This is a genomic window from Gordonia amicalis NBRC 100051 = JCM 11271 (assembly GCF_000332995.1).
GTDB lineage: Bacteria > Actinomycetota > Actinomycetes > Mycobacteriales > Mycobacteriaceae > Gordonia > Gordonia amicalis.
Genome location: NZ_BANS01000034.1, coordinates 14,752 through 40,532, shown reverse-complemented (window position 1 = coordinate 40,532; position 25,781 = coordinate 14,752). Strand labels below are relative to the sequence as shown.

25 protein-coding genes are annotated in these 25,781 nt (G+C 68.7%); 13 read left to right on the top strand and 12 right to left on the bottom strand.

Annotated features, from left to right (window positions below; translation table 11 throughout):
* Positions 1-50: 50 nt before the first annotated feature.
* Positions 51-1,409 carry an APC family permease gene (locus GOAMI_RS16515; RefSeq protein ID WP_040004920.1) on the top strand — a complete coding sequence of 453 codons (1,359 nt, stop codon included), beginning with the start codon at positions 51-53 and terminating at the stop codon, positions 1,407-1,409.
* A 12-nt stretch (positions 1,410-1,421) separates the two neighbouring features.
* Here GOAMI_RS16515 and GOAMI_RS16510 read toward each other — a convergent pair whose 3' ends face one another.
* Complete coding sequence (locus tag GOAMI_RS16510) at positions 1,422-2,219, bottom strand: CPBP family intramembrane glutamic endopeptidase (protein ID WP_006437700.1); 798 nt, start codon at positions 2,217-2,219, stop codon at positions 1,422-1,424.
* A 44-nt stretch (positions 2,220-2,263) separates the two neighbouring features.
* Positions 2,264-3,016 carry a DUF2470 domain-containing protein gene (locus GOAMI_RS16505; protein WP_006437699.1) on the bottom strand — a complete coding sequence of 251 codons (753 nt, stop codon included), beginning with the start codon at positions 3,014-3,016 and terminating at the stop codon, positions 2,264-2,266.
* 155 nt (positions 3,017-3,171) lie between these two features.
* Here GOAMI_RS16505 and pheA point away from each other — a divergent pair, with 155 nt between their 5' ends.
* Both pheA and GOAMI_RS16495 read left to right on the top strand, forming a co-directional pair.
* Positions 3,172-4,143: a prephenate dehydratase gene (gene pheA / locus GOAMI_RS16500; protein WP_006437698.1), complete on the top strand. Its 972-nt coding sequence runs from the start codon at positions 3,172-3,174 to the stop codon at positions 4,141-4,143.
* Complete coding sequence (locus GOAMI_RS16495) at positions 4,143-4,802, top strand: histidine phosphatase family protein (protein WP_006437697.1); 660 nt, start codon at positions 4,143-4,145, stop codon at positions 4,800-4,802. Before pheA ends, GOAMI_RS16495 begins: the two co-directional genes overlap by 1 nt.
* 9 nt (positions 4,803-4,811) lie before the next feature.
* Here the strand turns inward: GOAMI_RS16495 and GOAMI_RS16490 are convergent, their stop codons facing one another.
* The 3 genes from GOAMI_RS16490 to GOAMI_RS16480 all read right to left on the bottom strand — a co-directional run bounded on the left by GOAMI_RS16490 (position 4,812) and on the right by GOAMI_RS16480 (position 6,947).
* The gene (locus GOAMI_RS16490; protein ID WP_006437696.1) at positions 4,812-5,312 is read right to left on the bottom strand and encodes a hemerythrin domain-containing protein; all 501 of its coding nucleotides are present in this window, start codon (positions 5,310-5,312) and stop codon (positions 4,812-4,814) included.
* Between the two features lie 96 nt (positions 5,313-5,408).
* Positions 5,409-5,759 carry a metallopeptidase family protein gene (locus tag GOAMI_RS16485; RefSeq protein ID WP_006437695.1) on the bottom strand — a complete coding sequence of 117 codons (351 nt, stop codon included), beginning with the start codon at positions 5,757-5,759 and terminating at the stop codon, positions 5,409-5,411.
* A 3-nt stretch (positions 5,760-5,762) separates the two neighbouring features.
* The gene (locus tag GOAMI_RS16480; RefSeq protein ID WP_006437694.1) at positions 5,763-6,947 is read right to left on the bottom strand and encodes a septum formation family protein; all 1,185 of its coding nucleotides are present in this window, start codon (positions 6,945-6,947) and stop codon (positions 5,763-5,765) included.
* A 97-nt stretch (positions 6,948-7,044) separates the two neighbouring features.
* On the opposite strand from GOAMI_RS16480, the gene GOAMI_RS16475 reads away from it, so the two are divergent.
* The 4 genes from GOAMI_RS16475 (at position 7,045) to GOAMI_RS23565 (ending at position 10,002) form a co-directional block, all read left to right on the top strand.
* On the top strand, positions 7,045-7,464 hold the full coding sequence (locus GOAMI_RS16475) for an ankyrin repeat domain-containing protein (RefSeq protein ID WP_006437693.1): 420 nt from the start codon (positions 7,045-7,047) through the stop codon (positions 7,462-7,464).
* A gap of 75 nt (positions 7,465-7,539) precedes the next feature.
* Positions 7,540-8,799: a serine--tRNA ligase gene (gene serS / locus GOAMI_RS16470; protein ID WP_006437692.1), complete on the top strand. Its 1,260-nt coding sequence runs from the start codon at positions 7,540-7,542 to the stop codon at positions 8,797-8,799.
* Between the two features lie 14 nt (positions 8,800-8,813).
* Positions 8,814-9,749: a DMT family transporter gene (locus tag GOAMI_RS16465; RefSeq protein WP_006437691.1), complete on the top strand. Its 936-nt coding sequence runs from the start codon at positions 8,814-8,816 to the stop codon at positions 9,747-9,749.
* A gap of 124 nt (positions 9,750-9,873) precedes the next feature.
* Positions 9,874-10,002 carry an Rv1535 domain-containing protein gene (locus GOAMI_RS23565; RefSeq protein ID WP_243828617.1) on the top strand — a complete coding sequence of 43 codons (129 nt, stop codon included), beginning with the start codon at positions 9,874-9,876 and terminating at the stop codon, positions 10,000-10,002.
* 22 nt (positions 10,003-10,024) lie between these two features.
* On the opposite strand, the gene GOAMI_RS16460 is transcribed toward GOAMI_RS23565, so the two are convergent.
* The gene (locus GOAMI_RS16460; RefSeq protein ID WP_006437690.1) at positions 10,025-15,109 is read right to left on the bottom strand and encodes a cation-translocating P-type ATPase; all 5,085 of its coding nucleotides are present in this window, start codon (positions 15,107-15,109) and stop codon (positions 10,025-10,027) included.
* 159 nt (positions 15,110-15,268) lie between these two features.
* Here GOAMI_RS16460 and GOAMI_RS16455 point away from each other — a divergent pair, with 159 nt between their 5' ends.
* Positions 15,269-16,147 (top strand): DMT family transporter, encoded by an 879-nt coding sequence (locus GOAMI_RS16455; RefSeq protein ID WP_006437689.1) that lies wholly within the window; start codon positions 15,269-15,271, stop codon positions 16,145-16,147.
* 79 nt (positions 16,148-16,226) lie between these two features.
* Positions 16,227-17,459 (top strand): lipase family protein, encoded by a 1,233-nt coding sequence (locus tag GOAMI_RS16450; RefSeq protein ID WP_006437688.1) that lies wholly within the window; start codon positions 16,227-16,229, stop codon positions 17,457-17,459.
* Here GOAMI_RS16450 and GOAMI_RS16445 read toward each other — a convergent pair.
* The 5 genes from GOAMI_RS16445 to GOAMI_RS16430 all read right to left on the bottom strand — a co-directional run bounded on the left by GOAMI_RS16445 (position 17,456) and on the right by GOAMI_RS16430 (position 20,957).
* Positions 17,456-17,665: a hypothetical protein gene (locus tag GOAMI_RS16445; RefSeq protein ID WP_006437687.1), complete on the bottom strand. Its 210-nt coding sequence runs from the start codon at positions 17,663-17,665 to the stop codon at positions 17,456-17,458. The two genes, GOAMI_RS16450 and GOAMI_RS16445, sit on opposite strands and share 4 nt — an antisense overlap.
* A gap of 74 nt (positions 17,666-17,739) precedes the next feature.
* Complete coding sequence (locus tag GOAMI_RS16440) at positions 17,740-18,144, bottom strand: four-helix bundle copper-binding protein (RefSeq protein ID WP_006437686.1); 405 nt, start codon at positions 18,142-18,144, stop codon at positions 17,740-17,742.
* Positions 18,145-18,248: 104 nt separating this feature from the next.
* The gene (locus tag GOAMI_RS23065; RefSeq protein WP_157228335.1) at positions 18,249-18,392 is read right to left on the bottom strand and encodes a hypothetical protein; all 144 of its coding nucleotides are present in this window, start codon (positions 18,390-18,392) and stop codon (positions 18,249-18,251) included.
* Positions 18,393-18,483: 91 nt separating this feature from the next.
* Positions 18,484-20,088, bottom strand: a complete 1,605-nt coding sequence (locus GOAMI_RS16435; RefSeq protein WP_006437685.1) for a Rieske 2Fe-2S domain-containing protein — start codon at positions 20,086-20,088, stop codon at positions 18,484-18,486.
* Positions 20,089-20,231: 143 nt separating this feature from the next.
* On the bottom strand, positions 20,232-20,957 hold the full coding sequence (locus GOAMI_RS16430; protein ID WP_040004927.1) for a nuclear transport factor 2 family protein: 726 nt from the start codon (positions 20,955-20,957) through the stop codon (positions 20,232-20,234).
* Between the two features lie 70 nt (positions 20,958-21,027).
* Between GOAMI_RS16430 and GOAMI_RS16425 the strand changes: the two genes are divergently transcribed.
* Genes GOAMI_RS16425 through GOAMI_RS16410 form a run of 4 tightly spaced genes read left to right on the top strand, consistent with a single transcriptional unit; the run spans position 21,028 to position 24,111 of the window.
* Entirely contained in the window at positions 21,028-21,642 is a 615-nt protein-coding gene (locus GOAMI_RS16425) for a TetR/AcrR family transcriptional regulator (RefSeq protein WP_006437683.1), read from the top strand.
* Positions 21,643-21,677: 35 nt separating this feature from the next.
* Complete coding sequence (locus GOAMI_RS16420) at positions 21,678-22,436, top strand: lysophospholipid acyltransferase family protein (RefSeq protein WP_006437682.1); 759 nt, start codon at positions 21,678-21,680, stop codon at positions 22,434-22,436.
* Positions 22,437-22,453: 17 nt separating this feature from the next.
* Complete coding sequence (locus GOAMI_RS16415; protein ID WP_006437681.1) at positions 22,454-23,281, top strand: lysophospholipid acyltransferase family protein; 828 nt, start codon at positions 22,454-22,456, stop codon at positions 23,279-23,281.
* A complete protein-coding gene (locus GOAMI_RS16410; RefSeq protein ID WP_006437680.1) occupies positions 23,278-24,111 on the top strand; it encodes a Cof-type HAD-IIB family hydrolase in 834 nt (277 codons plus the stop codon). The genes GOAMI_RS16415 and GOAMI_RS16410 overlap by 4 nt, the downstream gene beginning before the upstream one ends.
* A 19-nt stretch (positions 24,112-24,130) precedes the next feature.
* Here the strand turns inward: GOAMI_RS16410 and GOAMI_RS16405 are convergent, their stop codons facing one another.
* Positions 24,131-25,756, bottom strand: a complete 1,626-nt coding sequence (locus GOAMI_RS16405; protein WP_006437679.1) for a peptidoglycan recognition protein family protein — start codon at positions 25,754-25,756, stop codon at positions 24,131-24,133.
* Between the last annotated feature and the right edge of the window lie 25 nt (positions 25,757-25,781).

Sequence of the window (25,781 nt, the reverse complement as noted above, 5' to 3'; positions counted from 1 at the left end):
GACGCAGATCACAGGACTCGATCGGCACGCGTCGGGGTATCCGGGACGCCATGACCGACGATGTGGCCGCACGGCCCGACACCGAAACGGGTGATGACCAGCGCAGTCCGCTCCGGCGCGCGATCACCGGCAAGTTGCTGTTCCTGTTCATCCTCGGCGACGTGCTCGGCGCCGGGATCTATGCGCTCGTGGGGGAGATCGCCGGCGAGGTGGGCGGTGCCATCTGGGTGCCGCTCGTGGTGGCCCTCGTGATGGCGCTGTTGACGGCGGGGTCGTATGCGGAACTCGTCACCAAGTATCCGCACGCCGGCGGCGCCGCGGTCTTCGCGCAGCACGCCTACCGGTCGTCGCTGGTCTCGTTCCTGGTGGGGTTCTGCATGCTGGCCGCCGGGGTGACCAGCGCAGCCGGTCTCGCGCTGGCGTTCGCCGGGGACTACCTCAAGTCCTTCCTGGACGTGCCGACCACCGCCGCCGCGCTCGTCTTCCTGTTCGCGATCGCGGCACTCAACGCCCGTGGCATCAGCGAGTCGGTGCGGGCCAACGTCGTGATGACCGTGATCGAGGTGTCGGGTCTGGTGCTCGTCGTCGTCCTGGCCGGGATCGTCCTCGGGCGGGGAGACGGCGAAGCGCATCGCGTGCTCGAGTTCGACAGTTCGGCGACGCCCGCGCTCGCGGTGCTCAGCGGGGCCTTGCTCGCCTACTACTCCTTCGTGGGGTTCGAGACGTCGGCCAACGTCGCCGAGGAGGTTCGCGACGTGCGACGGGTCTACCCGAAGGCGCTGTTCGGCGCGCTGATCACCGCGGGCATCGTGTACGTGATGGTAGGCCTCGCGGTCTCGGTGGTGGTGTCGCCGGACCAGCTCGCCGGCTCCTCCGGTCCGCTGCTCGAGGTGGTCTCGATCGCCGATGCCGGCGTACCCGATCGGCTGTTCTCGCTGATCGCTCTGATCGCCGTGGCCAACGGCGCGCTGCTCACGATGATCATGGCGTCCCGTCTGACTTTCGGGATGGCCCGCGACGGACTGCTGCCCGCCGCGCTGGCGAAGGTCCTGCCCGGTCGTCGCACCCCGTGGGCATCGATCATCGCCACGACGGCGATCGCGATGGTCCTGTCGGCGACCGGTTCGGTGGCGGCACTCGCCGAGACCGTCGTGCTGCTGTTGCTGTTCGTCTTCCTCAGCACCAACATCGCGGTCCTGGTGCTTCGGCGCGAGCGGGCCGACACCGATCATTTCCGGGCGTGGACGATCGTGCCGGTGCTGGCGATCGGGACGTGCATCGTCCTGCTGACGCAGCAGAGCGCGGAGACCTGGCTGCGCGCCGGCATCCTGATGGTCGTCGGGCTGGCGCTCTTCGGGCTGGCCCGGGCCACCGGATCCGGGGGCAAGCACTCGAAGGCTCGCGGGTGATCTGTCCCGGCGTCAGCCGACCCAGGACAGGTGGTCGCGTAGCAGCGCATAGCCGATGAAGGCGACGACGTCGATGACGCCGTGCGCCACGACAAGCGGCCACGCACGACCGGTGACCTGGTAGAACCGGCCGTAGACGACGCCCATCACCACGTTCCCGAGGCCGGCGCCGAACCCCTGATAGAGGTGGTAGCCACCGCGCAGGACGGCGCTCGCGGCGAGCGACCGGGTGTCCGAGACGCCGAGTTGCCGGAGCCGGGTGATGAAGTAGGCGACCACCACGATCTCCTCGGCGGCCGCGTTCCCGATCGCGATGAGGATGAGCACCGGCCATTCCCACCAGGTGTCGGCCTGGCTGGGGACGAGGCTCGCGTTGAGGCCGAATGCGCGGGCCACCGCGACCAGCACCAGCCCGGGTATCCCGATGACGGCGGCGAGGACGAGTCCGGTGGGGACGTCGCGTCGGGGCGTGAAGCGTCCGAGGCCGACTCGCGACAGTCCGAGCCCGCTCCGCCACAGCAGGTAGACGCCGAGCGCGCCGATGGCGAAGAGTCTCAGGACGCTCATCACCTGACGCGCGGCGTCGATGAGGGCGAGGTCGGAGCGGCTCGGGTTGAGGGCGACCGTCGTCTCGCCGATGCCCCCGGCGAGTTGGGCCTCGAGGAGTGCGAGCGCAGCCGACACCGCGGAGAAGGCGAACGTCAGGACGCCGACGATGACGAGTTCGGCGATCAGACCGCGACGCTCGACACGGTCGGTGACGACCGGGATGCCGTGGGGTGACGGCCGCAGGTACTCGCGCAGGGACATGCCGGTCAGCCTAGGACCCCTCGCTCCCCGGGGTACGAGCGAAGTCAGTCGGGCATGGAGTTCATGAACGGGCAGCCCGCGAGGTTGCGCAGCGCTCGGGACAGTTCGACGACGTCCGACACCGGGCGGGGGAAGGGCACGCGCACGTCGGAGTCGCCGTCGACGCCCTCGATGCGGAAGCGGATGCCGAACCGGTCGAGGCCGAGCGGGCGTACACGGCCCTGGCGCAGGTCGGTGGGCACCTTGCGTGCGAGCTGGCCGACGAGATCGGCATGGTCGAGGTCGAGGTGTTCCAGCCAACCCGCCTCGCATTCCCAGAACGGGTCGGGGTCGGCGTCGGCCAGTTCGGCGGCCGAGACCGACGATGCACCGGCGCCGGACGCGATCACCGCGGAACCGACCTGGAGGCGCAGCATCGACGCCCCGTGGCCGATGTCGAGGAGGCCGTCGTCGGGGTGCTCGCCCGCGATCTCGATGGCCAGGTCGCGTTCGAGGTCGCGGGGGACCGCGTGCAGGGTGCCGTTGAGCCAGATGACCGATCGGACCCGTTCACGCAGGTCGACGGGTGCCCAGTCGGTGACCTCGAGCATCGCGGGCGTCCCCTCGGCGTCGTCCACGGCGGCCATCGCCTCACCGTGGGTGGGGACGAGCACGAAGGCCTGGGATTCGAAGAGGTGGACGACGTGGATCGGTGTCGTGTCGGCGCCCTCGATGGCGAGGATGGCCGAGCCCACCCGGCGGCAAGCCGTCTGGATCATCTCGGCATCCGTCGGTCGGTCGGTCGTCGTACGCGTCATGTCTGTCTCTCCGGTCGGCGCGGGAGGCTGCGGTGGAGCCTTGGAAGGTAACCCTAACCTAAATACATGAGCCCTCTTCGTCAATGGGTCCTTGGGCTTCTCGTCCCCCGGGGAGCGCCCGGCCCGGAGTGGTCGCCCGCGTCCACTAGGCTCGTGTGGTGCCTGTGATCGCCTACTTCGGCCCGCCCGGAACCTTCACCGAGATGGCACTCGACGCGGTTCTCGCCGCCCACGACCCCGCCCTCGGGGGTCTCGACCTCTCGGGTGACGTCACCAAGGTGGATGCCTCGAGTCCGGCTGCCACCATCGCGATGATCCGTAGTGGCGAGGCCGACTACGGCTGTGTGCCCATCGAGAGCTCGCTCGAGGGATCGGTGCCGGCGACGATGGACGCCCTCGTGCCGCCGACGAGGTCGGGCGCCGGTGCACGTGTGCAGGCGTTCGCCGAGACCGTGGTCGACATCGCGTTCGCGATCGCCGCGGCCACACCCCTCGCCCCGGAGGACGTCCGAACCATCGCCGCATACCCGGTGGCGGCCGCCCAGGTGCGGCAGTCGGTGGCGAAGCTCTTCCCGAACGCCGAGTTCATCACGTCCGGGTCGAATGCCGCTGCCGCCATGGACGTCGCGTCCGGCAAGGCCGACGCCGCCGTCACGACCGGTCTCGCGGCGGGCCTGTCGGATCTGACGGTCATCGCCGACGGTGTCTGCGACGCGCGGGAGGCCACCACGCGGTTCCTCGTCCTCGGTCGTCCCGCGGTACCCACGCGGCGTACCGGCACCGACCGCACGTCGGTGATCCTCGACCTGCCCAACGAGCCCGGCAGCCTGATGGCCGCCATGAACGAGTTCGCCTCCCGCGGAATCGATCTCACGCGTATCGAATCCCGGCCGCAGCGCGACGAGGCGGAGGGCCGGGCCATCGCCGGTCGCTACCGGTTCTTCCTCGACGCCGTGGGCCACATCGACGACGCGGCGGTCGCCGAAGCCCTTGCGGCACTCCATCGTCGGTGCGAGCGGGTCGTCTATCTCGGTTCGTGGCCCGCGGTGCGGACCACCGGGACGACGCCGCCCGACCACGCCGAGTCGCTGGCCTGGATCGATGCGATGCGACAGGGGGAGGTGTGATGGCGCGCCTGCATCTGGTCCGTCACGGCGAGACCACCGCGAACGTCATGCGCCGCCTCGACACCGCGCTCCCGGGCGCGGCGCTCACCGATTTCGGTGCGCGACAAGGCGTCCGGTTCGGACTCGAGAACCGTCCGGAGCAGGAGGCCGTGCTGGTCAGCTCGGAGGCCAGGCGTGCCCGGCAGACCGCGGAGTTGATCGGCTCGGTGTGGGAGGTCGCCACCGAGTCCGTCGAGGGCGTGCACGAGGTCCAGGCCGGCGAGCTCGAGGACCGCACCGACCGCGAGGCCCACGACGTCTTCCACGACGTCATGGAGAAGTGGCACGCCGGCGACCTCGACGTGCGCATCCCCGGCGGTGAGTCGCTCGCGATGGTCTACGAGCGCTACATCCCGACCGTCGAAGACCTCGCGCGTTCATACCTGACGGGAACCGACCCGCGGGACGTGTTCCTGGTCAGCCACGGTGCGGCGATCCGCCTCATCGCGGCGCGCCTGGCCGGCATCGACTCCCGCTTCGCCGCGGCGACGCACCTCGGGAACACCGGTTCGATCGAACTTGAGTACGTCGACGGCGTCTGGGTCTGCCATCGCTGGGGCGCGAAGACCGCGCCGTTCGAGCGAGTCGACGAGCCGCTGGTGGACGACCCGATGGGCTAGCCCTGCTCCCTACTTGAGGATCGCGTCGACCGTCTTCTTCAGTGCCGACGGCTGCGACGGACGACGCGGGGCCTTCTCCTTGAGACGCAACATCTCTTCGCCGATCTCCTGAAGGTCCTTGCGCCCGAGCGCCTCCCGCACCTTGGGGAACCACTCGTCCTCTTCCTCTTCGATGTGGTGTTCCACGTTCTCGATGAGCACGGTGGTCTTGGCGTCGAACCGCTCGGAGTCCGGTTTCAACGCGGCCAGCTCGACGACGAGCACGTCGGCGACGTGGTGCTCCTCGTAGGACTCCAGGATGTCGTCCTCGAGATCGGGGACACGCTTACGGATCTCGGGGTACATGCATTCGTTCTCGATGTAGGTGTGCACGGTCAGGGCCTCGATGATCTGGTCGACGATCTTGCCCTTGGTCTTGGTGGCGTTCGGACCCTGGGACTTGAAGTCGCGGAACAGCTTGCGGATCTCCTTGTGGTCGTCTTTCAAGATGACGATGGCATCAGTGGACATGCGGGACTCCTGGATGTGGGCTGGACATCGGTGCCTCGGTATTCCGCATTCCGCGGGAGATGAAACATGCGGTGTGGGCCGGGATTCGGTGGGTCCCTAGCCCCACCCGTTGGCGTGCAGCCAGGCGTCGTCGATGCCGAAGTGGTGGGCGATCTCGTGCATGACGGTGACCGCGACCTCGCGCACCACCTCGTCGCGGGAGCTGCACATCGCCAGGATCGGGTCCCGGTAGATGGTGATCGTGTCCGGCAGGAACCCGCCGTATTCGTGATCGCGCAGGGTCAGCGCGACGCCCTGGTAGAGCCCGAGGATGCCGGGTTCCTCCGGGTTGTGCGGCTCGACGAGGATCACCACGTTGTTCATCGCGCCGGTGAGCTCCGACGGGATGGTGTCCAGTGCGTCGGAGACCAGCCCGTCGAACTCGTCGTCGGACATGGGAACGGCCATGCGTCAGCCCGCCGGGGCGGGGGCTTCGTCGGGGTTCGGCGCGATGCCCGGGGGAAGCGGCACCGGCGTGGGCAGCGCGCGGCCGGGCGGGGCCGCGGGCGGCGGGACGGGCGCCTTCCCGTTGATCAGCAGTGCGCCGCCCTTGGCGTCGCCGACGAGGGTCGCGAATCCGCCCCGCTTGTCGGGGAGACCGAGGTAGCAGACCACTTTGCGGCTCCCGGCCAGCCAGCTCGGCTCGCTGAGGACCGACCACTGCACGTTCAGCGTGGTCGCGTCGAGGGCGGGCGCGCCGCCGACGAAACGTTCCGCCTGCTTCGGGCAGATCGACGAGAGGTAGTTGTTCTGGGCGCCGGTCGCCGGCCACGGCTTGTTCGACATCCGGTCGCCGAAGCGGATCGCGAGGTCGACGATGCCGGTCGTCTGGAAGGCGTGCGGTTCGGCGCAGTTCACCGGGAAACCGGTGGGGGTGCGGTTCTCGGGGTCGATGCCGATGCAGGTTCCCTCGGGCCAAACGTAGGACTGGTTCTGGTCGGCGACGCGCCCGGAGAACTGCGCGGGCTGACCGTCGGCGCCGTTCTCCTGGATTCCGCATCGCAACTGGCGGGCGCCCTTGTCCCACTGGGCCTGCGACGGGTACATCATGCCGACCGAGAAGCGTCCCTGCGGATCCAGCCGACCCTCGAGGTACTGATCGACGGCGACCGGGCACTGTTCGTCGCGGATGGCGGCGAAGCGCTCGGGTCCCGGCCACAGTGCGTCCTCACCGAACTCGACGCCGGGGATGAGGGAGGTGTCGATGCCGCCGGCCACCTCGAAGCGGTGCTTCTGTGCACAGTCGACCGCTGTCGGCTGACCGGGGTTCCCCGCCGGCCAATCGAGGCAGTCCCCGGCGACCGACCGGGTGAAAGCGTTCTGGACGAGTCGTTCGCCCTCACCGATGTCGCTGCCGCCGACGCTGCCGGAGTCGTCGAAGACACCCATCGCGAAGGCGATACCGCCCGCGGCGAGTGCGCCGACGACGATCGCGGCGAGAACCACGAAGACGGGGTTGCGCGGGGCGCGTCGGGCGGGTCGTCCGGCGACCGGCTCGTCGTGCCGTTCGACCGGGTCGACGGCGGTGAAGTCGTCGTCGGTGAGGTCGCGGGCGTCGGGGCCGGGCTTGTCGCGGCCAGGGTCGGGCTCGTTCATCGGGATCCATCATGCCTGGTCGATCCGACCAGGCACACCCGCATCAGCCGATGCGGGGACGAGGGTCACGCGACGGACGCTGCCTACACTCGCGGGAGTGTCCGCCGATTCCCCTCAGTCCGCGCCCGGCCCGGGTCCGTCACCCGACCCGGAGGTCGTCGAACTGGCCACCCGGCTGTTCGACATGGCCCGTTCCGGCGACGCTGCCACGCTGGGCGGCTACGTCGACGCCGGCGTACCGGTGAACCTGCGCAAACAGTCCGGCGACTCGCTGCTCATGCTCGCGGCCTATCACGGGCATGCGTCGGCGGTCTCGGCTCTGCTGTCCCGCGGCGCCGATCCCGACCTCGCCAACGACCGGGGACAGACCCCACTGGCCGGGGCGGTGTTCAAGGGATTCGACGACGTGGTCCGGGTGCTCGTCGACGCCGGGGCCGATCCACAGGCCGGCACCCCCTCGGCGGCCGATGCCGCCGCGATGTTCGGCCGGGACGATCTGCGGGCGCTCTGGAGCTGACGGCCCGGCCCCGGCGGGCGTCTCGTCGATAGCGTGATCGGATTCGCATCGCACGCTCAAGTAGGGTTTGAAGGCGTGATCGACCTGAAGATTGTTCGTGACGACCCGGATCTGGTCCGTACTTCGCAGCGCACGCGCGGCGAGGACCCCGGCCTGGTGGATGCTCTGCTCGATGCCGATGCGGCCCGTCGTGCGGCCATCGTCGACGCCGACACGTTGCGATCCGAGCAGAAGGCTCTCGGCAAACAGGTCGGCAAGGCGCAGGGCGACGAGAAGCAGGCGCTGCTCGCCAAGGGCAAGGAGCTCGCCGAGCAGGTGAAGGCCGCGGTTGCGCGCCAGTCCGCGGCCGACGAGGCCGCCGCCGAGGCCCATCGTGCGATCTCCAACATCGTCGCCCCGGAGGCACCCGCCGGCGGCGAGGACGATTACGTGGTCCTCGAGCACGTGGGTGAACCCCGCGAGATCGAGAACCCGAAGGATCACCTCGAACTGGGCGAGTCACTCGGCCTGCTCGACATGGAGCGCGGCGCCAAGGTGTCGGGCTCGCGGTTCTACTTCCTCACCGGGCAGGGCGCCTTCCTGCAGTTGGGCCTGCTCAACATGGCCGCGCAGAAGGCGGCGGCCAACGGCTTCACGCTTATGGTCCCGCCCGTTCTGGTGCGTCCCGAGGTCATGGAGGGGACCGGCTTCCTCGGCTCGCACGCCGACGAGGTCTACCACCTCGACAAGGACGACGACCTGTACCTCGTCGGGACCTCGGAGGTGCCGCTCGCCGGCTACCACATGGACGAGATCCTCGACCTGTCCGACGGCCCGAAGCGGTACGCCGGCTGGTCGACGTGCTTCCGCCGGGAGGCCGGCAGCTACGGCAAGGACACCCGCGGAATCATCCGCGTGCACCAGTTCGACAAGGTCGAGGGCTTCATCTACTGCAAGCCCGAGGACGCCGAGGCCGAGCACCGGCGGCTGCTGGGCTGGGAGAAGGACATGCTGGCCGCGATCGACGTGCCGTACCGCGTCATCGATGTCGCCGGTGGCGACCTCGGGTCGTCGGCGTCGCGCAAGTTCGACTGTGAGGCATGGGTTCCCACGCAGAACACCTACCGGGAACTCACCTCGACGTCGAACTGCACCACCTTCCAGGCCCGCCGTCTCTCGATTCGCTACCGCGACGAGAACGGGAAGCCGCAGATCGCGGCGACGCTCAACGGCACGCTGGCCACCACGCGCTGGCTGGTGGCCATCCTGGAGAACCACCAGCAGCCCGATGGTTCGGTGAAGCTGCCCGCCGAGCTCGCGAAATACGTCGGTACCGACGTCCTCACCCCTCGCTGATCTGAGCCTGCGCCGTGACCAGCGGAATCGTCATCGCGGTGATCGGTGCGCTGGCGTTCGCCGCGGCCGCGGTTCTCCAGGCGCTCGGCGCCGAACAGGTCGCGCAGCGCGCCGCCATCCGGGAGGAACGTCGACGGTCCGCGGCGGCGCACCCGTCGTTGAAGTCCACCGCGCTGACGATGCTCACGGTCCCGTTCCTGATCGGATTCGTCTTCGACATCATCGGGTTCATCGCGACGATCGCGTCCGCCCGGCTGATCCCGCTGTTCCTGTCGCAGACGATCATCTCGGCGCGCCTGGTCGCCACTGCGCTCCTCGCCATGGTGGTGCTGAAAGTCGGCCTGACGCTGCGTGACTGGATCGCCGGTGCGGTCGTCGTGGCGTCGCTGATCCTGCTCGCGGCGTCGGCCGGTCGCGAGGGTGTGGAGCACACCGCGTGGATGCATTGGGCGGTCCTCGTCTCCGGTCCGGCGCTCTTCCTGATCGGTCTGATCGTGATGCGGCGCTTGAAGACCCACATCGCCACGGTCACCGGACTCATCGCCGGTGCGGTGTTCGGCGTGATGGCGGTGGCGTCCCGAATCCTCGACGGCCTCGACCCCCTCGACCTCACCGTGCTGTTCACCGACCCCGCCCTGTACGGGTTGCTGCTCAGCGGGATCGGCGGCTTCTACCTGTTCACCGTGGCGCTACAGACCGGCTCGGTGAACGGCGCCGCCGCGGCGCTCGTCGTCGGCCAGACGGTGCTGCCGGGTGCGGTCGGCATCGCCTTCCTCGGCGACGTCACGCGCGCGGGTTGGGGCCCGGCCGCGATCGTCGCCTTCGTCGCCGCCGTCGGCGGGGGAGTGGTACTCGCGTCGTCGGGAGCGGTGACGGCGGTCGAAACGGCCGACGCCACGAACGCGCCGCGGGGATACGGGCATCCGCCGCGGGTGGAGCACCGGGACTGACGGAATCGTGGCAGTGGAGCTGCGGGCGACGCGCCGGCAGCATTGTTCGGGACGTGAAGTGTTCAGCTGACGTTCGCCCGTCTGCCATTGTCTGGTCGGGCACGGCGCAATTAGCCTGACCTTCATGAGTGAGATCGCTCGGTCGCTCGGACCCGACGCCCTGGTGGCGTCCGGGGTTCGGCTGCTCACCCCGCCTGTTCGCGGGTTCTACGCTTTGCTCTTGCGAGCAGGCGTCCTCGTCATCGACGACTGACGCCGCACGTCCGGTCCGGCCGTCAGCCGTTCGACGGCTTCTTCGGTGCACCCTTCTTGGTCGGCGTCTTCTTGGCGGTTGTTTTTCTGGCAGCCGTTTTCTTGGCGGCCGTCTTCTTCGCCGGTGCCTTGGAGGCCCCCGCCCTGGTTGCCGTCTTGGTGGTCCCTGTCTTCTTGGGGGCGCTCTTCCGCGGGGCCGCTTTCCTGGCCGGCGCTTTCGCGGTGGCAGCCGGCGCGGCAGGCAGCGCATGCTGCTCGGTCGCCTCTTCGAAAGCTTCCTCGACAGCCTCGTCGACGACTTCGCGCACATGGTGCTCTGCCTTTTCTGCACGATGCTCGAGCTGACCGGTGGTGACCGCGTGGCCGATGCCGAGGGCAACGGCGACCGGCCAGTCGATGATCTCGACGGCGGCGAGCAGGCCGAGTGCGCCATAGAAGGCGAGCTTCTCCGGCGGCGGAACACCCACCCGTCCGACCACCGGAAGCTGAATCGAGAAGCTTTCGGCTTCTTCGACGAGCTTTGACACGTCGCGATGGGAATCCACGAAGGACTTCACCGATGTCAACATTTCCGACTCCAATCGGCTGTGCTCCATTGCTTGCCCAAGGGCTCTTCGGTTAGGCTTCCCTACATGACTGAGATCGCCCGGTCGTTTGACACCGACAGCCTCATCTCGACCGGTGTCCGGGTTCTGACCCCGCCCATCCGCGGGCTCTATGCCCTGCTGGTGCGTGCCGGTGTCCTCGTCATCGACGCCTGAACCCTGCTCATCGACGCCGCCTTCGGCGGCCGCTGACCCGAACGTCCCTCGGTACCACTCGCCGAGCTTCACGGTCACGGTCGGTGCAACCCTGGACACCGCCATCGCGGCGCCGGCGCCCACCGCTGCCTGACCCCATCCGATCGGCCCCAGCGGTCTACATCCGAACAACTGGCTCACACCCGGGGTGCTGATCACTCCGACCAGCACCGCGAAGGTTCCGATGCTGGTGGCGACGACCAGCGGCCCGTGCGATTCGGAGACGATCTCGGCGACCTGTGTCAGCACCAGACCGGCCAATCCCACTGTCGCCGCGCGCCTCTGCGTCCCGATCGGGCGAGCCAGAAGCCAGGCCAGGGTGGCACCTGTGACCGTCGAAACGCAGTGCGTGTAGGTCGCTCGCCACAGCGCGGCTTCGTCGAAGTCGGCCAGACCGCCGGCCACCTGGGGGCTCACGGCCAGGGCCGCGGCCGGGAAGGCGTCGGTGAGCATGTTGACAAGCAGGATCTGACGCGCGGACATCGCCGGACGTCCGGTCACCGCGCTGGTGATGAGGGAGAAGGTGACCTCGCCGAGATTGTGGCCGACCAGCATCGACACCGCGGCGTGCACGCGACGCCACAGCTGGTGCCCTTCGTCGATCGCAGTGATGAGCGCACCGATCTGGCCGTCGAGCAGCAGCACGTCCGCCGCCGTGCTCGCCGGGTCACTGCCGGTTGCGATCAGGCCGACGCCCACGGTCGCGGCACGGATGGCCGCGGCGTCGTTGGCGCCGTCGCCGACCATCGCACTCACCAGGTCGGCGGCCTCCAGCGCTTCCACCACCTGCACCTTGTGCTCGGGGGCCATGCGCGCGAAGACCTGGAAACGCTGCACGGCGTCGATACGTGCATCTGCGGTGAGCGAATCCCACACCGGCCCGGTCATCACGTCGTCGAGCGTCACCGGCAGGCCGAGATCTCGCGCAGCCACCGCGGCGGTGAGCGGGTGATCCCCGGTGATCAGCCGGACGCCGATGCCGCGCCGGCGGAGCTCTGCGAGCAGTGGGCGTGCGCTGGGGCGCGGCGTGTCGGCGATCCCGATCGCTCCGACCGGGATCAGGTCCCGGTCGCACAACGCCTCCAGCGCCGACTGGTCGTCGCGAGCGGCGGCGGCCTGCTCCGACGTCAGCTCACGCCCGGCCACCGCCAGCACCCGTAGGCCCGATGCGGCCATCTCCTCGATGAGTTCATCGAGTCCGTCGTCCACCACGGTCAGACGAGCGCTGAGGATCTCGGGAGCGCCCTTGATGGACAGCGTCGTACCGACCAGAGCGGCCGCGTAGGGGCGATCCGACTGGAACGGCAGGTGCGCGTCGGCGTCGTCCAGTGTCATCCCACGTTCCTGAGCGGCGACGTGTATCGCCTCGTCCGTGGCGTGCTCCACCTTCCCGACGGTGGCCTTGACGGTCCGGGCCGCCGCGGCCAGCACGTCGTCGTCGGCGACACCGCTCACGCCACGGTGCGCGACGACCCTCAGGTGGTTCTCCGAGAGGGTGCCGGTCTTGTCGAAGCAGACGATGTCCAACCGCGCAAAGGCTTCCACGGCGCGGGGATTGCGGACCAGCACGTCGTCGCTGGTCAGTTGTCTCGCAGTGGCGAGCTGGGCGAGCGTCACGACCAGGGGCAGGCCTTCAGGGACCGCGGCCGCCGCGATCGCTACGCCCGTGCCCGCGGACTGGCGCAGCGGGGTTCCCCGCAGCAGGCTCAACACGCCGACGGCGACGCCGCCGGCGATGCTCCACGGCAGTGCCCTCCCGGTGATGTGCGCGAGCTGGGCCTGGAGACCGACCTTGCGGGCCTTTCGGGCGGTCATCGCCGACGCCCGGTTCATCTGGGTGCCGGCGCCGACCGTGGTGACCACGGCCACGGCGCGACCGGCGACCATGGTCGTCCCGGCGTGCAACATGCCGGTCCGGTCGGCCAGCGGCGCACCCGGCGTCGGATCGGTGGCCTTGCTGACGGGTAGTGATTCGCCGGTGAGCGCCGACTCGTCCACCTCGGCCCCATCGGCGACGATGATCCGCGCGTCGGCCGGGATGACCTTGCCCGGACCCACCCTGATGAGGTCGCCGGGCTGCAGGTCCCCGGCCGGCACCCGCTCGACGTCGGCGTCGTCTGTGGCTCCGGTCACGCGATGGGCCAGCGGTTCCTGAGCGGCCAGCAGACCGCCGAGGACCTTCTCGGCGTGCAGGGATTGTTGGGTGGAGGTCGCCGTGTTCACCAGCAGCACACTCGCGACGAGGACGGCGTCGAACGGGGATCCCAGCAGCGCGGTGGCCAGGGCGCCGGTGGCCAGAATGGGGGTGATCGGTTCGTCGAGATCCTCCCGGAAGGCTTCGAAGTACTCTCCGACGATGCGCCACGTGGCTGCCAGCGGGCCGGTCACCGGGGCCAGGAACCCGGGGAAGCGGCGCTCGTCGGTGCCGGCGGTCTTCGTCGTCCGCGGCTCCGGTCGGGGCAGCAGCGCACGCACTTCCTCGACGGGGAGCGCGTGCCAGTCGTGACCCGGCTCGGGGTGCGGGAGTGGGTCATCGAAGACACCGTCGGCGAGGCGGTACCCCGACCACAGCGCGCCCACCGCGGTCATGTTCACCGAGGTCGGACCGTTGCCGACGACCTCGGGCAACAGCATGACGGCACCGATCACCGACGCGCTCGCCGACAGTTCGATGCCCTTGGTCGCCGACTTCTTGGCTGCGGGGACGGCGTGCAGGATTCGCCACACGGCGCGCAGGTCCGGCACCAGTAGATCCGCACCCCACGGCGGGATCGAATTGTCCTGCCACACACCGACAACCACCTCCGCAGGCAGCGTTGCCGATTCGGTCGAACCGGTGACGAGGAGCACCTGCCGGCCGTCGGCGTGCAATTGTGTGAGCGCCCTCGCCAGCTCCCGGTCGATCCCGTCGTCGGTGGGCAACAGGTCATCGAACCCCTGACCGAGGGAGCGCAGGCCGTCGTGGTCGAGCGAGATCACGCGTATCCCGACGCGCCGCGACTCGGTGACCACCGCCGACGCGAACGGGTCGCGCAGGGCGCTGATGAGGGCCTCGCCGTCACCACCTGCGCCGGGAATGTCCGACAGCTTGTGCCATCCGGGCGCGAGCAAGCCCTCGTGCAGGGCCTCCCGGGCCGCCGACCATGCCGTAGAGCGCACCTCCGGCGGCACCCCTTCGATGCGCGTCACCGTGAGCTCGTCGGTGAACAGCACGCGCGGATCGATGAGGACCGTGGTGACCGCCTCGAGGGAGCGCAGCGCATCCGGGCGCATCACCACGGTGCGGTGGTGGAGCATCAGGCCGCGACCGAGGGCGACGCCGAACGACTCCCGGATGCTGCGGACGGGTTTGGGGACCAGGGCGAGTGCCGCCGAACCGGCGGTCGCGGTCTTCCCGGAGGCGATGCCGGAGATCGCGGCGGCTCCGATCCCCGCGAGAGTCGAGCGGTCGGCGTAGGAATCGGCGGCACCGACCGACCGGTGGGCCGCTCTCGGGCTGACACCCACGAGCCCCGCGGACTTGCACGCCTGCCGGGTCAACTCGGGCTCGAAACGCTCCCAGTTGCGTCGGGCGTTGATCGTCTCGGCCACGAGCAACGCCTGCACGGCACTGTCGGCAAGCAGCGCGCCGGGCGACACGGTCAGCACACTCATGCCGGCGCTGAGAGCGGAGAAGAACACCTGCGCGGCGTCGGGTCCGAGGCGCGCTTCGACGCGGCGTCGGATCGAGGGGGAGTTCTGCGCCATCGACACCGGTGCGGCCAACGCAGACGTGACCCCGGTGACCCGCAAGGCGGCCGCCCCGGTTGCGAGGATCAGCCCCGTCCCGGCCGCGTAGGCGCTCAGCAGTCGCGCAGCAAGGGCAGTGTCGTCGCCGGGCAGGCTCGCCGACGGTCGCCGGGGGGCGTCCGGGGATGCGGCAACCCGACTCTCGGCCTGTTCGACGACCTCGACGAGTTCCTCGACGGTCGGTCCGTTCGACTCGACCGTCACCACGACCCGGGACAGGGCTTCGTTCAGGACCGCGTCCCGGACGCCGGGCGTGTTCAGCAGATCGGCCACGATGGTGGTGCCGATCGTGTGGGCTGCGGAGCCATCGAGACCCCGCACCTCGATCCACCGGTTGTCGCCGTGCGAACTGCTTCGACGCACCGGGGGACCAGCGAAGGATTCGGCGACCAAACCTGCGGCCGTGCGCGCCAGGCCCGCGACGCCGCGCGTGGTCCCGACCGCGGCCTCACCGCTGATCAGTGCGGCGGCGCCGATCGCGAAGTGGGTTATCTGCAGCGGGATGTGGAACAGACCCATCTATCGTGTCCCCGTCTTTCGCCGGTCGTGCCGCGGCGACCTCGCCCGCACCTCGCGGATCTGCGGGAAACGGCCGGCCACAGCGGCCGGGGGCTGGACATCGGCATCGGTCAAAGTCTACGTCTGGTCGCGCGACGCCGCGGTGACTACTGTTCGATCATGCTGATCGGTATTCTCGCCGCGGTGTTCGCCGCGCTGGCCTACGGCACGGCGTCGGTGCTGCAGGCCCGAGGCGCGCAGAGCGTCGACGACACCGGTGCCGGGCCGGGTGAGGCGCCGTCCCTGCGGTCGACCATCGCCGCCATGCTGACCGTGGCGTTCATCGCGGGAATGGCGTTGGACGGCATCGGCTTCCTCGGCAACCTCGTGGCCGCGCGGATGATCCCGCTGTTCCTTGCGCAGCCGATCGTCAGCGCCAACCTCGTCGTGACGGTGGTGCTGGCCACCATTGTGTTGAAAGCGCGACTGTCCCAGCGTGATTGGACCGCGATCGGTGTCGTCGTGGTGGCGCTCGTCCTGCTCGGGTTCGCTGCCGGTGACGAGGGACGCAAACACGAATGGTGGCTGCACTGGGCGGTTCTCGTCGCGGCCGTCGTCATCCTCGGGCTCGGCGCCGCGATCCTGCCGCGAATGCAGAGCCGGGTCGCGGTGCTGGCGGGTCTCTCCGGCGGCGTCCTGTTCGGCGTGCTCGCAGTCGCGGTCCGAGTGCTCGACGGTCTCGACCCCTTCGACCTCGGCGAACTCTTCACCGACCCGGCACTGTACGCGATCATCCTCAGCGGTCCAGGTGGTTTCTACATGTTCACCGTGGCCCTGCAGAAGGGTGCGGTGAGCGCGGCGTCGGCCTCCCTGGTGGTCGGCGAGACGGTGGTGCCGGGTGTGGTCGGCATCGTGGTCCTCGACGACACCGTCCGTGCCGGCTGGGGACCGGTCGCGGTGATCGCCTTCATCGCCGCAGTCGTCGGCGCGGTCGTGGTGGCGATGTCGCCGGTGGTGGAAGAGGTGGAGCGGGCAGGAGAGAACGCCCCCGTGGCTTGAAAACCGTCTCGCGAGCAATCCGTGCCCACCTTGCTCGGATCCCACCGCGAGCGAGGCAAACCGGGCATGATCACTGCTCATGCGCCAGATCTCGCGACCCCTCACCACGCTGATCGCCGTGATCGGGGTCGCGGCCTCCCTGTGTGTTCTCACGCCTACGGCGTCGCCGACCCCGCTCCCGGCGCCCGTCGCGGCACCGGCGCTGCTGCCGACGCAAGACCCGTTCTACGAGCCTCCACGCGACTACGAGAAGCGTGCCCCGGGCGCCATCCTGCGCACGCGTCAGGTCGGATTGGGATGGCGCGGAACTGATGTGCCGATCACCGCGACTCAGATCCTGTACCGGAGTACCAACAACTCCGGTCATCCGACTTCGACGGTGACCACGGTGATCTCACCGCCCGTCGTAGGCCCGGGCGCGCCGCGTCGGATGGTGTCGTACCACTCCTTCTACGACGCGTTGGGCGCGCAGTGCGATCCGTCGTACACGCTGCGGGGCGGCAACATGTCCGAGCGGCCCATCGATCTGGCCCTGATCACCGGACTGATGGCGGCCGGCTACACGGTCGCGGTCCCCGACTATGAGGGTCGCGGGTTGCGATGGACGATCGCGAGGGAATCCGGCTATGCCGCCCTGGACGGGCTCCGTGCCGCGCTCAGGCAGCTCCGTGCACCAGCCCGCACCCCGATCGCCTTGTACGGATACTCGGGCGGGTCGGTACCCACCGGCTTCGGCGCCGAACTGGCGCCCACCTATTCGCCGGAACTCAACATCGTCGGCGCGGCGGCGGGCGGGATTCCGGTGGATCCCGCACACAACCTCGGCTACGTCAACGGCAAACCCGAATGGACGGGAGTCATCCCCGCTTTGATGGCGGTCTATGCCGAGACCTACGACATCGACCTCGCGAGCTATCTGTCCCCGAAGGGCGAGCGAATCCTGCGCCAGGTCGCGGGGGAGTGCATCGAACAGTTCGCCGACGAATATCCGGGACTCACCGACCACCAACTCCTCAAACCATCGGTGGGTGGCGTGCTCGACGTACCCGGTGTGCGGCAGGCGATCTCGGAGAACGTGATGGGAACACTCGGCACCCCGCGGGTTCCGATGATGCTCGGCGTCGGCAATTCCGACGGCATCGGCGACGGTGTGATGATCGCCGCCGACGTCGCCGGTCTCGCCGAGAGCTACCGCAGTCGAGGTGTGCCGACGACCTTCACCGAATACCGCGGGCAGACGCACACGGCGGCATTCATCCCGTGGAGTGTCGAGGCCCTGACCTTCTTGAACGGCCGTTTGGCCGGACGTTAGGCGTCCGCGGACGGATTCTTGTTGGTGCCGCCGTCGGACACCTCGAAGTTCTTCCACTCGCCGTTGTCGTGGACCTGCATGACGGTGCCGAGGCTGTCATCGGGCGCGGCGACGGTCTTGAACCAGTCGTAGGCACTGGTTGCGTCATCGAAACCCTTTTCCTCGATGACTGTTTCGTCGGAATCCACCACGCGGTACTGAGCCATGATCTTCTCTCCTCATTGTCGGGTTCGACTTCGGCGGTTGTGCCGAAGCATCCTGGGCCGAGCGCAGGGTCGTGCTAGCCGAGCACCTCGAGCAGCGTCCGGCAGGCCTCCTCGCAGCGCCGGCACGCGTCCGCGCAGATCCTGCAGTGCTGGTGCATGTCCGCGTGCCGGTCACATTCCTCGGCACAGACACGGCATGCGGTTGCGCACGCTTCCAACGTCTCCCGCACCACCGTGACGTTGGCTTCGGTGCGTCGGAGGAGCACTCGCTCGGTGACCGAACACAGGTCGGCGCAGTCCAGATCGGCGCGGATGCACTCGACGAGCTGGTCGACGCCGCTCTCTCCGAGACATGCGTCCGCACATGAGGTGCAGGCCTGAGTGCACTCCGCACACGCTTCGATGCAGGCCGCGAGCGCGGCGTTGTCGATGTCGTCGTGTACAGGATGGGACTCGAGTATCTCGGTCACGATGGTCACTGGACTTCCTCCTGTGGATTGCACATGGAAATCGCGTACCCGGCGTCCATCGGAATGAAACCGCCGCCGATGGGTATCCGTCGGGACGTGGCCAGCTGCGACCGTCAGCAGTCCTCGGCGTCGTCGGTGTAGCGGTCTCCCCGCAACCGACGCAGATGAATGCGCCTGCGCAGACGAAAAACCGGACGCGCCAGGAGCTGGACCAGTTCCTCGCGGCCGATGGTGACCGTCAGATCGTTGTGGGTCATGGAACTCCCGCCTGTACGTCGGTGCGACCGCAGTGCAGCGTCGCCTCGACGTCCGGGCGGTGACCCGTCCCGCGGTCACATCCGGGACGGTTCAGTTCCCCAGACGCTCCGCGCGCAGTTCGTGACCCTTCGACGTCAGGCATCGCCCCGACGTCAGGTCCCACTGCCAGCCGTGGAGATTGCAGGTGAGCTTCTCGCCCTCGATCACTCCGAATTTGCCGAGATCGGCCTTCAGGTGCGGGCAGCGGCGCTGGATCTCCCAACCGTCCCTGGTGATCGACGCCGAGTCGTCGTGGGCCTCGGCGAACCAGCCGTCGGCGTAGGCGATGCGCTCGTCGGTCAGGCATTTGAAGAAGGTGTAGAGGAACTCGTTGTACCCGCCGATGCGCCACGTGGTGAAGCGCGTGGACAGGAAGATGGTGTTCACCCAGTCCGGCTCGTTGTCGCGGAGGACGGTGCGCACGAGTTCCGTGGCGATGCGGAAGCCGTAGCGGTACTTGCCTTCTCCTTCCTTCGGCTCCCGCACGATGCGGTTGGGGAAGTCGAGCACGACGGTCTCGGTGGCGTCGTTCGCGGGACCGCCGCCCGGGGTCATCACGAGGCCGACGGGATAGCCGATGCCGTCGCAGATGAGATCCGACTGGGCCATGATCGGCTCGAAGAGCTCGCGCAGTGCGCCGATCAGCGGCTCGCCCTCGGCCGGCGCCCAGGTGGCCTTGTCCGCGGCGATGACCGGCGCGAACTTCTCCTTCATCCGCTCGAGGTAGGCCCTCTTGTTCTCGCCGAAGACGTCGGCGGGTGCATAGGGGTGGGTGACCTCGTTCAGCGTCGAACCGCTGAAGTCGGCAACCGAACCCGACACCATCATCAGGCCGCGATGCTTCTCGCCGTCGTCGGTGCCGTGGATGCGCATCTGCTCCAGGAAGGTCTCCTGGTCCGGGAAGATCGAGGTGTCGTCTGCGGTTTCGCCCGAGCCGAAGTCGTTGAGATGGAACAGTTCTTCGTCGAGGAACATCGGCGGACCGGCGGACGGCACGACCCAGGTCGCGCCGACCTGCTCGATGTAGGAACGTGCACGGTCCATTCCGCGCTGACGTTTCTGAGATGCGAAGTTGGCCTTGGACTTCCGTGGGATGTCGTAGACCATCGGGTACCAGATGGCGCCCGAGTACTGGAGCAGGTGGACGTCGACGTGACCGAAGGCCTCGTCGATGACGTCGAGGTCGATCGGGCGGGCGTCGTTCATGTTGAAGCAGACGGTCTCGCCGTCGGAGACGACCAACCCGCTGTCGCCGATCGGCCCGTCGGCCGGGGCGCGCAGCGCGATGATCATCACGTCGAGCGAGCCCTTGTCGCCCGTCACCGTCGTCTTCACCGAGTCGGTGGTCTCGACGAACTTGGTGAAGCCGAGCTTCTCGAGTTCACGGCGCAGGTCCGGCACCGGGTAGTCGGGGAGCAGGACGGTCGCGTCCTTGTTGACGTTCTCGCGTAGGTTGCGCTCGTCGAAGTGGTCGCGGTGCAGATGAGAGACGTAGAGGTAGTCGCAGTCGCCGAGCGTCTTCCAGTCGAGCTCGGAGTTGTCGGGGAACGGCACCCATGAGGCGAAGTAGGTCGGGTTGACCCACGGGTCGCAGAGGATCGATCCGGCGGTGGTCTGGATGTGGAAACCGGCATGACCGATGCTGGTGATCTGCACGTAGGGGCCTCTCCTGGTGTGCGCGGGGCTGCCGCGGCGAGCACTTCAGGCCTCCAGGGTATCGAGCCGCCTTTTCCCGTGGCGTGGGCCATGAGTCCCGACGAGGCGCCCGCGTGACGGGTCTCACCACCTCCCGAGCCGGTTCAGGCGCCGCGGGCGAGGACCGGCAGCTTCGACGCGGCGAAGAGGGAGCGGACCAGCCTGCTGTCGTCGCGGGGCATGATCCCGGCACGCTGGACGGCGTCGATGAAGTCGTAGAGCGTCTCGCCCTCTTCCATCAGACCGTCGGCGTTGAAGTGGTACCGGTCCACCGCGGGTGCCTGGATGAACCGTCCGTCGCCGTAGATGGTCGGCGCCGACTCGTCGTAGGGATACATCCGCAACCCGCCGCTGAAGTGGCCGCTGCCGGTGTACCGGATGACCGTGCGCACGGTTCCGTCCGGCTGGACGTCGACGTAGACCTGGTCGGGGAGGGGGTCGTAGCGCCAGTCGGGGATGGCGTCGAAGAAGGCGAAGTTGTAGGTCACGAAGTCGTCGATGCCGACGATCGTGCGCCCGAAGGTCGTGACGTCGGTGTATCGGAGATCGGGTGCGTAGAGCTCGTCGTTCACGCTCATGTCGCGTACCAGGAAGCTCCACCAGTACTTCTTGGCCCACGTCATGATCCATGACAGGTCGGTGCCGTGGACGTCGCTCAGGTGGACGAGTTTCTTGTCGAAGGCGTCGAACCACTCGATGGTCGACCGCTGCAGCTCCTGTTCGGAGATGGCCCGGATCGGGACGCCGCGGTTGGCGTCGAGGTATTCGGGTGCGGGCTTGGCGAGGCGTGGTCGGGCCAGCGCTTCCTGGAATGCTTGTTCATCGAACATGAATCGCATGATTCATGTTGAATCAGGTGATGTCAATGGAGACCACGCCGCGGGATGCGACGATGTTCAGATGAGTTCGGGGAAGCGGTGGCGCGGGCAGACGCTCGAGGACCGGTCCACCGACCGGCGCGAGCAGATGCTGGCCGTCGCCGAGACCCTGCTGGGAAACGGTGGCACCGGCGCCGTGACGATGCGGGCGGTCGTGCGCGAGGCCAACCTGAGTCCGCGGTACTTCTACGAGAGTTTCGAGTCGACCGAGCAGCTGGTCACCGCGGTGTACGACCGCGTCACCGAACAGCTCCTCGCCCAGATCGCCGGCATCGAGCGGCCCGCCGACCTCCGGGGGAGCGTGCGCGCGCTGCTGGAGGTCTTCCGCGAGTTCTTCCAGGACAACCCGGGCCGGGCCCGCATCCTGTTGCGCGAACCGCTCGCCGACGACGTCCTCCGCGCACATCGCGCGGCCACCGTTCCCGGATTCGTCGAAACCGTCCTGGGCATGGTCGCCGACGAGAACTCGCTCGCCCCCGAACGCGTCGCGGTGATCTCCTCGGCGCTCACCGGTGCCCTCGTGGCCCTCTACCTCGACCACATCGACGGCCGGCTCGCCCTGACGCCCGCACAGCTCTCCGACGCCGCCGTCGACCTGGTGTTCGCCGTCACCCGGATCGGTGCGACCGACGCCTGACCTGTACCGGGAGCGCGATCGCTAAGCTTTGCGGCATGGAACCCGTCTACGACGCCGTGATCACCACCGCGCGCCTGCTCTGGCTCGCCGAAGGTCTCAAGTTCAAGGTGTCGGGCGTCGAGCACGTCCCGGCCGAAGGGCCCGGCGTCGTCGCGATCAACCACACCGGCTACCTCGACTTCACCTACGCCGGCATCCCGGCACACCTGCAGGGTCGTCGCAAGGTGCGGTTCATGGCGAAGAAGGAGGTCTTCGACAACAAGATCTCCGGCCCGATCATGCGCTCGCTCAAGCACATTCCCGTCGACCGGACCGCGGGTGCGGACAGCTACCGGGCGGCGGTCGACTATCTCAAGCGCGGCGAACTGGTCGGCGTCTACCCGGAGGCGACGATCAGCCGCAGCTTCGAGCTCAAGGCGTTCAAGTCGGGTGCCGCGCGGATGGCACTCGAATCCGGTGCACCGATCATCCCGACCGTCATCTGGGGCGCCCAGCGCGTGTGGACCAAGGGGCATCCGAAGAGGCTCGGCCGCACCGGTTACCCGATCTCGATCGGGGTCTGCGAACCGCTCGAGCCCACCGGAGACCCCGACGCCCTCACCGCGAAGCTGCACGAGGTCATGAGTGCCAAGCTGCTCGAACTGCAGGACGCCTACGGCGAACACCCCAAGGGGGAGTTCTGGGTGCCCGCACGCCTCGGCGGGTCGGCGCCCACCCTCGAGGAGGCCAACCGCATGGACGCCGAGGAACAGGCCGAACGGGCCGCGAAGCGCGCTCAGCGCGACAACCCCTGACCGTTAACCTTGCAGGCATGAGCAGCGGGGCGCGTCGACACCGGGAGCCGGTCTACCGGACCCTGGAGATCATCGCGAACACGCTCGTCCGCGCCCAGGGTCTCGACCTGCATTTCACCGGGGTCCAGAACATCCCGGAGACCGGCGGTGCCGTGCTGTGCGTCAACCACACCGGGTACGTCGACTTCATCCCCGCCGCGCTCGGCGTCCAGCGTGCGGGCCGGCGCACGCGGTTCCTCATCAAGTCCGAGGTCATGGACGTCGCGATCATGCGATTCCTGGTCAACCACACGATGACGGTTCCGGTGGACCGATCCCGCGGTGCCGACGCCTACCGTGCGGCGCTCGGGCGCCTGCGTGACGGCCACATCGTCGCGGTCTACCCCGAGGCGACGATCAGCCGCAGCTTCGAGCTCAAGGGGTTCAAGAGCGGGGCGGTGCGGATGGCCGCCGAGGCCGGCGTCCCGGTCGTCCCGGCGATCGTGTGGGGCGCCCACCGGCAGTGGACCAAGGGCGGTGCGCGGAACATGGGTCGCAGCCGGCTACCGGTGCACGTTCGGTACGGTTTGCCGTTCACCGTCGACGCCGCCGGGGAGCCCGAACGCGAAACGTTGCGGTTGCGCGACACGATGGACTCCATGCTCCTCGAGGTCCAGGACGCCTACGGCCCGCATCCGGCGGGTGAGTTCTGGGTGCCGTCACGGCTCGGAGGCTCGGCCCCGACGCCGCAGGAGGCCGCCGTCATCGAAGCAGACGAAGCGCTTCTCAAGGCCGAGGCCCGCGCCCGCAAGGCCGCCCGACGACAACGCGAGACCGCACAACCCCGAGACAGAGGAAACAGATGACATTCGGTCCACCCACCCTGATCGCCAGCGACGTGGACGGAACGCTCATCGACGACGAGAACCGGGTGTCGTCGCGGACCGTGTCCGTGTTGTCGGCGGCCCGCGCGGCCGGTGTCGAGTTCGTGCTGGCGACCGGACGTCCGCCCCGGTGGATCGCCGAGATCACCGACCAGTTCGCCGGAACAGATGCGTTCGTCCGATATGCGGTGTGCGCCAACGGCGCCATCATCTACGACGCCGAGCACGACCGGGTGCTGTGGTCGGCCAATCTCGAACCAGACGTCCTGGGAAAGCTGGGGGAGATCGCCTACCAGCAGATCCCGGGATGCGGGATCGCCGCCGAACGTGCCGGCCGATCCGCGCACGACGCCGCGACGGCCCCGTTCGTCGCGAGTGCCGGCTACGAACACGCCTGGCTCAACCCGGACCACGTCGAGGTCGGCGACGACGAGGTCTTCAGCCAATCTGCGGTGAAGTTGCTCGTACGCAAACCGGATATGCCGAGCGGCGAGATGGCCGAACGGCTGCAGCCGTTCGTCGGCGACCTCGCCCAGGTCACGTTCTCCACCGACAACGGCCTCGTCGAACTGTCGGTGCCCGGTACGCACAAGGCGTCCGGACTCGCGCGCCTCTGTGAGGCCACCGGTCTGCCGGACAACGGACTGATCGCCTTCGGCGACATGCCCAATGACGTCGAGATGCTCAGCTGGGCGAGTCACGGTGTCGCCATGGGACACAGCCACCAGGCCGCGCTCGACGCCGCCGACGAGGTCACCGTCGGCAACAACGACGACGGCGTCGCCAGGGTCCTCGAACGCTGGTTCGCCTGAATCGTTCGGTTCGCGCTGGTCAGGCTGCCGGCGGTGCCGCCTCGGGGGCGGGTGCGGGTGCCTGTTCGGGGGCCGGTGCGGGTGCCTGATCGGGGGCGGGCGCGGGTGCCTGATCGGGTGCTCCCGGTTCGGCGGGCGGCGTCGACTCCGGTGCCGGTGCGGCAGCACCACCGGCGAGCGCACGGACCTGGGCGAGTGCCGCGTACCCGTGCACGCCGGGGCAGCTGGTGCTGTTGTAGTCGCGGTGGCCGGAGATCATCGGCAGGCTGGACTGTGTTCCGGCCGCGAACTTGGTGCCGGCGAATCCCTCTGACATCAGGGTCGCGGTGCCGGCGGGGTTGAGACCGGCTTTGCCGAGGCGCCAGCGCAGGAAGCGTCCGGCCGCGGCGACCGCCGCGGCGGTCGGCGGTACCTCCTCGAGATTGCCGATGAACGACAAGCCGACCGTGTCCTTGTTGAACCCCCCGGTGTGAGTGCCCTGCACGTTGCGGTCCAGTCCGCCGAACGCACCCTCGAAGATCTGTCCGTACTTGTCGACGAGCACGTTGTAGCCGATGTCGCACCAGTTGAGGCTCTGTGCGTGATACGCGTAGATGCCGCGCACGATCTCGATCGACTGCGCCGGGGTGTAGTCGTTGCTGCCGGCGGTGTGGTGCACGATCGCGCCCTTCAGCTGCGGGGAGTACACCGGCTGCGAGCAACGGATGCCCTCGTCGGCGCCCCACTGGGGACGCGCGACCACCTGCGGTCCGCCGGTCAGCGGGGAGAGCAGCGACGAACCCAGGGACAGCAGACCCTCCGGGCTGATCAGGGTCGCCTTCAGAGTGTTGAGAGCGGTCTCGGCCAGCTTCGTCACGACTTCGCTCGCCGAGCCGACGGCCAGCTGGGCCAGGTCGCCGCCCTGTGTCTCGGCGGCCGGAATTGCGAGACCGTCCTTGGACGCGGCGACCTGTACCTCACGCGCGTCGCCGACCCACACCGGTTCGGTGCCCGCCGGCTTGTCCGCGGTCGGTACACCGCCCTTCGAGATCTGCTCCAGGACCGTCCACGGGCTCCAGGTCCCGTCGGGTTGCCGCGCACGCAGCTTCAGGTCGACGTCGACGGGGCGGTCCCAGGTGAAGGCGACCATCTTGATGGGGTCCTCGCGCACGATGTGCGTCACCGCAGCGCCGACCTCGCGCCCGTCCCGCATGGTCGTGACCGCTGGCGGGGTGGTGCTCGTCGGGGCGGGGCCGGGGACCGACCTCGTCTTCGTCCGTGAGGGTGAGTCGGGGGAGGTGGTCGTCGCCTCCGGTGTCCTCGACCCGGAAGCGCTCGGTGCCGACGACTCGCCCGCGGTGGGCACGAGTCCCTTGGGCAGCGGGACCGTGAGGTCCGGCACGGGGAAGGCGTCGGGGTCGATCGGCGGGAGCTTCACGCCTGCGGCTCCGAGACCCGAGGACGCGACGTCGACGATTGCGGCCGGCAGTTCACGCAGCGGCACCTGCTCGATCTCGGTGTTCGCGATCTTCTGCTTGTTGTCCACGAGTCGGGTGTCACCGGCCGGTGGGCCGGCATTGCTCGCGATCACCGCGAACGGGCTCGCGACGACCGCCGCGGCGATGGCCGCGAGAGCGATCGAGTGCTTCGGTCGGGGGTAGCGCACAGGGGATCTCCTCGCCCGGGTGTCC